The organism is Stutzerimonas stutzeri, assembly GCF_000935215.1.
In the GTDB taxonomy this organism is placed as follows: Bacteria; Pseudomonadota; Gammaproteobacteria; order Pseudomonadales; family Pseudomonadaceae; genus Stutzerimonas.
The window spans coordinates 1-8064 of record NZ_JXXD01000104.1; the positions used below are offsets into that span (position 1 = coordinate 1).

The 8064-nt window shown below is 65.5% G+C and carries 6 protein-coding genes; 1 reads left to right on the forward strand and 5 read right to left on the reverse strand.

Features of this window, described 5'->3' with window-relative positions; translation table 11 throughout:
- The coding region (locus LO50_RS11870; RefSeq protein WP_044315128.1) for a M90 family metallopeptidase at positions 1–800 on the reverse strand (800 nt) is incomplete at its 3' end.
- Between the two features lie 148 nt (positions 801–948).
- Here LO50_RS11870 and LO50_RS11875 point away from each other — a divergent pair.
- On the forward strand, positions 949–2502 hold the full coding sequence (locus LO50_RS11875; RefSeq protein ID WP_044315129.1) for an alkaline phosphatase D family protein: 1554 nt from the start codon (positions 949–951) through the stop codon (positions 2500–2502).
- Between the two features lie 6 nt (positions 2503–2508).
- Here the strand turns inward: LO50_RS11875 and eutC are convergent, their stop codons facing one another.
- The 4 genes from eutC to exaC all read right to left on the reverse strand — a co-directional run bounded on the left by eutC (position 2509) and on the right by exaC (position 7962).
- Complete coding sequence (gene eutC, locus LO50_RS11880; protein ID WP_044315130.1) at positions 2509–3303, reverse strand: ethanolamine ammonia-lyase subunit EutC; 795 nt, start codon at positions 3301–3303, stop codon at positions 2509–2511.
- Positions 3304–3388: 85 nt separating this feature from the next.
- Positions 3389–4780 carry an ethanolamine ammonia-lyase subunit EutB gene (locus tag LO50_RS11885; protein WP_044315131.1) on the reverse strand — a complete coding sequence of 464 codons (1392 nt, stop codon included), beginning with the start codon at positions 4778–4780 and terminating at the stop codon, positions 3389–3391.
- Positions 4781–4794: 14 nt separating this feature from the next.
- Entirely contained in the window at positions 4795–6243 is a 1449-nt protein-coding gene (gene eat, locus LO50_RS11890; protein ID WP_044315132.1) for an ethanolamine permease, read from the reverse strand.
- 198 nt (positions 6244–6441) lie between these two features.
- Positions 6442–7962, reverse strand: a complete 1521-nt coding sequence (gene exaC, locus LO50_RS11895) for an acetaldehyde dehydrogenase ExaC (protein WP_044315133.1) — start codon at positions 7960–7962, stop codon at positions 6442–6444.
- Positions 7963–8064 lie beyond the last annotated feature (102 nt).

Genomic DNA, 8064 nt, shown 5'->3' on the forward strand with positions numbered 1-8064 from the left:
CGGTAATCGGGATGTTCGGCCTGCAGGCGCTGCAAGCGCGCCAGCGGGTCCTGCCGATAGAAGTCCGCCAGCTGCGCGTAGACCTCGGGAAAGGCCCGATGCAGCACGTCGGGCGCGCTGAAGAAATACTCGCTGGTAACGGCAAAGAACTCTGCCGGGTTCTCGGCGGCGTAGGGGTCGATCGGTGTCTCGGCATCCGGGTAGGCGTCGAGCATGCGGTCGAGCTGGTCGTAGGCGCGCTGCATGGCGCTGGCCCAGGCGTCGATGCGCATCTGCCGGTGCAGCGGCGGCAGGCCGTTGGCGTCGCCGTTGAGCATATCCAGCTTGTGCGCCAGCTCGTGGATCACCAGGTTGTAGGCCTCCCAGCCGCCACTCTGCTGCACGCCAGGCCAGGCCAGGATCACCGGGCCCTGCAACCAGGCTTCGCCGCTGTGCTCGGCGTCCCATTCATGCTCGACGCCGGCGGCGTCGCGGTGCCTCTGCGGGCTGAGGAAGTCGTCGGGGTAGATCACGATTTCGTGAAAGCCGCGATACCAGCCGAGATCGGCCAGGTGCAGCAGCGGCAATTGCGCCTGCAGCGCCAGGCGCAGGCGGTCCTGGGGTTGCAGTTCGACGCCGGCCAGCGGCGTCAGGCGCTTGTCGTGCAGAAACAGCACGGCGCGCTCACGCAGGCGGCTCAACTCGTCCCCGCTCAGGCCATCGAGTATCGGCAGGCTGTCGAGCACCTGCTGCCACAGCTCAGGCGCGACCGGGTTGCGGGCAAGGATGCGTTTGCGCTGCCAGGCGCGGAAGGACCACATGGGCGGAGGCTCCAGCGAAGTGGGCGCCCACATTAAGCGTGGCTGCGGGATGCGACAAGCAGTGAAGTGCCGTCGGTCGGTGCGTCACGGGACTGTCAAGCGGGGCGGCTACATCAGGAGAACCACTCACTCGCAAGGAGACCCCGAGATGACCGCACCGGATCAGAAACGCCGCCAACTGTTGCAGGGCATCGGCGCCGGCATCGCCCTGCCGGCCCTGGGCATTGCACCCGCCATCATCGCCGCGCCGCGCGAGCGCCCGCAGATGCTCGACGGCGTGCAGTCCGGCGACGTCACGGACGGCCGCGCATTGATCTGGAGCCGCTGCGACAGGCCTGGACGATTGGTCGTCGAGTGGGATACGCGCAGCCGCTTCGGCAATCCGCGGCGCATGCTGTCTTCGATCACCGATGCCGGTCAGGACTTCACGGCTCGCGTCGATCTGCGTGGGCTGCCGGCAGATCAGTCGATCTTCTACCGCGCGCGCTTCGAGGATGCCCGCAGTGGCGTGCTCAGCGAGCCCTGGTTCGGCCATCTGCGCAGCGCACCAACTCGCCCGCGCAATATCCGTTTTGTCTGGGGTGGCGATACCTGCGGCCAGGGCTACGGCATCAACCCGGACTTCGGCGGCATGCGCATCTACGAAAGCATGCGCATGCGCCGACCGGACTTCTTTCTGCACAGCGGCGACGTGATCTACGCCGACGGGCCGATCCCAGCCGAGCTGACTGCCGAGGACGGCAGCATCTGGCGCAATCTGGTCATCGAAGAGAAGAGCAAGGTCGCCGAGACGCTCAATGAGTTTCGCGGCAACTACCGCTACAACCTGCTGGACGAAAATCTGCGCGCCTTCAACGCCGAGGTGCCGCAGATCTGGCAGTGGGATGACCACGAGGTGACCAACAACTGGTCGCCGAGCAAGGAGCTGGATGGCCGCTATCAGCAGGTGCGCGACATCGATACGCTGGTGCAGCGCGCACGCCAGGCGTATCTGGAATACGCACCGATGCGCATGGCCCGCGGCGACAAGCTCGGGCGCATCTATCGCAAGGTCAGCTACGGGCCGCTGCTGGATGTGTTCGTGCTGGACATGCGCAGCTACCGCGGGCCGAACACCCACAACCTGCAAGCGGAGCAGGGCACCGACACGGCGTTTCTCGGCCGCGAGCAGCTGCGTTGGCTCAAGCGAGAGCTGCGGGCCTCGCGCGCGACCTGGAAGGTCATCGCCGCCGACATGCCCATCGGCCTGCACGTACCGGACGGTCCGCGCTGGGAGGCAATCGCCAATGGCAACGACGGCGAGGCGTTGGGCCGGGAGCTGGAAATCGCCGACCTGCTGACCTTTATCCAGCGTGCACGAGTGCGCAACACCGTCTGGCTGACCGCGGATGTGCACTACTGCGCGGCGCATCACTATCACCCCAATCGCGCTGCCTATCAGCGTTTCGAACCGTTCTGGGAGTTTGTCGCCGGGCCACTGAACGCCGGCAGCTTCGGACCGAATCCGCTGGATGGCACCTTCGGCCCGGAGGTGGTGTTCCAGAAGGCTCCGGCGACTGCGAACAGCTCGCCGCGGGCCGGCTTCCAGTTCTTCGGCGAGGTGGAGATCGACGCGCAGAGCGGTGCGCTGGGCGTGAGTCTGCGCGACATCGACGGCACGGTGGTCTACAGCCAGGCGCTTGAGCCCTGGCAGCCGGCCTGAGCCGGCTCAGCCGAGCAGGAAGTTGCCGGCGCGGGGTTCACCTTCCAGCGCTGGGACTTCTGCCTCGTCCTTGAGCTGTACGCCGGAGAGCTGTCGGCGGCTGGCTTCGCGCATCAGGTAGAGCAGGCGGTGCGCGGCGAGGTTGTAGCTCAGGCCCTCGGGGCGAATGTTGGAAATGCAGTTGCGCTGCGCATCGTGCCGGCCGACCTCTGGCGCCCAGGTGAAGTACAGGCCCAGGCTGTCTGGCGAACTGAGCCCTGGGCGTTCGCCGAGCAGAATGACCACCATGCGCGCCTTGAGGCGCTGGCCGATTTCGTCGGCAATCGCCACGCGTCCCTGTTCGACCAGGGTGATCGGCCCGAGGGACCACCCTTCGGCGCGAGCTTGTTCTGCAATCTTCAAGGCCATCGGTGCGGCGTGGCGTTGCACGGCCAGGGCGGAGAGGCCGTCGGCGATCACCAGCGCCAGATCGCAGCCTTCGCCGGCGTGCTCGTCGAGCGTGGCGGCGCTGGCGTCGTCGAGGCGTCGGCCGAGGTCGGGACGCTGCAGATAGATCTGCCGGTCTGAAGCGGCACTGCGCAGGTGCAGATGGCTGAGGTCATGTTTCTCCAGCTCGGCAGCCAGCGCTTCGCAGTCCAGCGGCAGATGCACCGCGTCGCGCGCCTGGGCGTGGGCGAACTGGAAATCCAGCTGCGCGTCGGTGGGCAGGCTGACACCAGCCCGGCCAAGGGCGATGCGTGCCGGGGTCAGCTGGCGCAGGTGCTGCCAGGGATTCTCTATCGCGGGAGTTCGATCGGGCATGGCTACCTCGGAGCGTGACGGTCAGACGCGTGAAGAAGCGCGCAGCGTTTTCCACCTGAGCATGGCCGAGGTAGCAAGAGCCGCTTCATGCCATGTTCTCCAGCGCCCGGCGGAAGGCTTCGGGCAGCTCGCGGCCGAGCTGCAGGCGGTTGCCGTCCTGGCGGAGGATCTGCATCTTCGCCAGCCACTCCTCGAATTCCGGCGCGGGCCTGAGGCCGAGTACCTGGCGCACGTAGAGCGCGTCGTGGAAGGAGGTGGTCTGGTAGTTGAGCATCACGTCGTCCGAGCCCGGGATGCCCATGATGAAGTTGATGCCCGCCGTGCCGAGCAGGGTCAGCAGCATGTCCATGTCGTCCTGGTCGGCTTCGGCGTGGTTGGTGTAGCAGATGTCGCAACCCATGGGCACGCCGAGCAGCTTGCCGCAGAAGTGGTCCTCCAGCCCGGCGCGGATGATCTGCTTGCCGTTGTAGAGGTACTCCGGGCCGATAAAGCCGACCACGGTGTTCACCAGCAGCGGCTTGTAGCGGCGCGCGACGGCGTAGGCGCGGGCTTCGCAGGTCTGCTGATCGACGCCGTGATGGGCGTTAGCCGAAAGCGCGCTGCCCTGGCCGGTCTCGAAATACATGAGGTTGTCGCCGAGGGTGCCGCGCTTCTGCGACAGGCCGGCCTCGTAGCCTTCCTGCAGCGTCGCCAGGCTGATGCCGAAGCTGGCATTGGCCGCCTCGGTGCCGGCGATGGACTGGAACACCAGGTCCAGCGGCGCACCGCGGTTGATCGCTTCGATGGAAGTGGTGACGTGGGTGAGAATGCAGGCCTGGGTCGGGATCTCGTAGCGGCCGATCACCGCGTCGAGCATCTTCAGCAGCTCGCAGATGCCGGCGGTGCTGTCGGTGGCCGGGTTGATGCCGATCACCGCGTCGCCGTTGCCGTAGAGCAGGCCGTCGAGAATGCTCGCAGCGATGCCGGCGCCGTCGTCGGTGGGATGGTTCGGCTGCAGCCGGGTGGACATGCGTCCGGCCAGACCGATGGTATTGCGAAAGCGGGTAACGACGCGGACCTTCTGCGCGACCAGGATCAGGTCCTGCACGCGCATGATCTTCGACACCGCAGCGACCATTTCTGGCGTCAGGCCCGGTGCCAGAGCCTTTAGTGACGACTCGTCCGCCTCCTCGCCGAGCAGCCAGTTGCGGAAATCGCCCACGGTCAGGTGGCTGACCGGGGCGAAGGCAGCGGCGTCATGGCTGTCGATTATCAGCCGAGTGACTTCATCGCTTTCGTAGGGAATCAGTGCTTCCTCGAGAAAACGCTTGAGCGGCACCTGGGCCAGGCACATCTGCGCCGCCACGCGTTCGGCGTCGCTGTCGGCCGCGACCCCGGCGAGCAGGTCGCCGGAGCGCCCCGGGCTGGCCTTGGCCATCACCTCGCGCAGGTCGTCGAAGCGCCAGGTGGTGCCGCCCACGCTGTGCGAGTACGCCATGTCAGCCTCCTTCTTCAGTGCAGCGATGCTTCGGCTTTCTCGATCGCCGCGAACTCCTCTTCCGGCGTGCCGGCCACCAGATGGTGTCGACTGTAGATCGCAAAGTAGGCGATGAAGATCCCGTAGATGATCGCGGCGCCGATCACCACCCGCGGGTCGACCAGGAAGCCCGCGATGACCGCGATGCAGGCCAGCACCAGCGCCACGCCCGAGGTGACGATGCCGCCGGGTGTCTTGTACGGGCGATGCAGGTCTGGCCGGCGCAGGCGCAGGACGATGTGCGAGGCCATCATCAAGACGTAGGAGATGGTTGCGCCGAACACCGCGACGAGGATCAGCAGGTCGCCCTGGCCGGTCAGCGACAGCAGGAAGCCGATCACGCCGGGGATCACCAGGGCCAGCACCGGCGCCTTGTTCTTGTTGGTCAGCGACAGCTTGCGCGGCAGGTAGCCGGCCCGCGACAGGGCGAAGATCTGCCGCGAGTAGGCATAGATGATCGAGAAGAAACTGGCGATCAGCCCGGCCAGGCCGACCAGATTGACGAAGCCGCTCATCCAGGTGGACGAACCGTAGGCGGTGGTCAGCGCTTCCACCAGCGGATTGCCGGACGCCACCAGGGTGCTGGAGCCGGCGCCGCCTGGGCCGACCAGTAAAATCAGGCCAGCAAAGGCGACGAGTATCAGCATGGCGCCGATCAAGCCACGTGGCATATCGCGCTGCGGATTCTTGGTTTCCTCGGCGGCCAGCGGTACGCCTTCCACGGCGAGGAAGAACCAGATGGCATAGGGAATCGCCGCCCAGATGCCGACGTAGCCGTAGGGCAAGAAGCTGCTGGCGCCAGCAGCGGAGGTCGGTGCGATATCGAGCAGCTTGTCCACCGAGAAGTGCGGCACCATCGCCACGATGAACACGGCCAGCGCCAGGGCAGCGACGGCGGTGATGATGAACATCAGCTTCAGCGCCTCGCCGACGCCGAAGATATGGATGCCGATGAAGATGATGTAGAAGGCGAGGTAGATCGCCCAGCCGCCGATGCCGAACAGCGATTCGCAATAGGCGCCGATGAACACGGCGATGGCCGCCGGCGCGATGGCGTACTCGATGAGGATCGCCGTACCGGTGAGAAAGCCACCCAGCGGGCCGAACGCGGTGCGTGCGAAGCCGTAGCCGCCACCAGCCGTGGGCACCATCGATGACAGCTCGGCCAGCGAGAAGCACATGCACAGGTACATGGTCGCCATCAGCAACGTGGCGATGAACAAGCCACCCCAACCGCCCTGGGCGAGCCCGAAGTTCCAGCCGGCATAGTCGCCGGAGATCACGTAGGCGACGCCGAGACCGACCAGCAGCACCCAGCCGGCGGCGCCTTTCTTCAGTTCGCGTTCCTGGAAGTAACTACTGCCAACGGTTTCGAAATCAATTGCGTGGTGCGGTGGCGTTGAACGGCTGTGTTCGAGAGCCATGGGGGGAATCCTCTTGGATAGGTTGGCAAGTCTCTCCCTAGCAAGCGTCATGCCCCACGCCGGAAATGCGATATTTACGGTGTTTTGTCAGCCAAGTTCGGCAGGAACGCACCTTTTGCGTGCTCCGTAGCACCACGGCGGAGCCCGGCAGGTGTCTTGTTCAAGGCGCGGGCGGCGTGTGCCACCCGCGCTGATCTATCAGAAGAAGCCCAGCGGGTTGATGTCATAGCTGATCAGCAGGTTCTTGGTCTGCTGGTAGCTGTCGAGGATCATCTTGTGGGTTTCTCGACCGACGCCGGACTTCTTGTAGCCACCGAACGCGGCATGCGCCGGATAGAGGTGGTAGCAGTTGGTCCAGACACGGCCCGCCTTGATCGCCCGGCCCATGCGGTAGGCGCGGTTGATGTCGCGGGTCCATACGCCAGCGCCGAGGCCGTACTCGGTGTCGTTGGCGATGGCCAGGGCTTCGGCCTCGTCCTTGAAGGTGGTAACGCCGATCACCGGGCCGAAGATCTCCTCCTGGAACACACGCATCTGGTTGGTGCCCTTGAGCAGGGTCGGCTGGATGTAATAGCCGGTGGCGAGAGAGCCTTCGAGCTTCTCCGCTGCGCCGCCGGTGAGCACCTCCGCGCCTTCGCCCTTGGCGATCTCCAGGTAGGACATGATCTTGTCGAACTGCTGCTGGCTGGCCTGGGCGCCGACCATGGTCTCGGTGTCTAGCGGGTCGCCGCGCTTGATCTGCGCGACCTTCTTCGTCACCGCTTCCATGAAGGGGGCGTAGATGGATTCCTGCACCAGCGCGCGCGACGGGCAGGTGCACACCTCGCCCTGGTTGAAGAAGCCCAGCACCAGGCCTTCGGCGGCCTTCTCGATGAAGGTCGGTTCGGCCTGCATGATGTCTTCGAAGTAGATGTTCGGGCTCTTGCCGCCCAGTTCCACGGTGCTCGGGATGATGCTTTCCGCGGCGCGCTTCATGATGTGCGAGCCCACCGGGGTGGAGCCGGTGAAAGCGATCTTGGCGATGCGCTTGCTCGAGGCCAGGGCCTCGCCGGCTTCACGACCGTAGCCCTGCACGACGTTGAGCACGCCCGGGGGCAGCAAGTCGCCGATGACTTCCATCAGCACTGCGATACCTAGAGGGGTCTGCTCGGCCGGTTTCAGCACCACGCAGTTGCCTGCCGCCAGTGCCGGGGCGAGTTTCCAGGCGGCCATCAGGATCGGGAAGTTCCACGGGATGATCTGCCCGACCACGCCCAGCGGCTCATGGAAGTGATAGGCCGCGGTGTGCTCGTCGATCTCGGCTGCGGTGCCCTCCTGGGCGCGGATGCAGCCGGCGAAGTAACGGAAGTGGTCAGCCGCCAGCGGGATATCGGCGTTCAGGGTTTCACGGACGGCCTTGCCGTTGTCCCAGGTTTCGGTGACGGCGAGCATCTCCAGGTTCTGCTCGATACGGTCGGCGATCTGCAACAGGATCAGCGAGCGCGCCTGCACGCTGGTCTTGCCCCAGGCATCGGCAGCGGCATGGGCGGCGTCCAGGGCTTTCTCAATATCGGCGGCGTCGGAGCGCGGAAACTCGGCAATCGGCTGTCCGTTAACCGGAGACAGGTTGGTGAAATACTGCCCGTTGACGGGTTCGACGAACTCGCCATTGATGAAGTTGCCGTAGCGGGCCTTGAGGGTAACGAGGGCACCGTCGGTGCCGGGAGGGGCGTAGATCATGGGGGGCTCCGGTTTGTTCTTGGATGGAGATTCGCTGCATAAAGCGTAGATCACGACTTGAATACTGTCGCGGTGGCCAGAGGCGCTTTTCGTGGCGGCAGA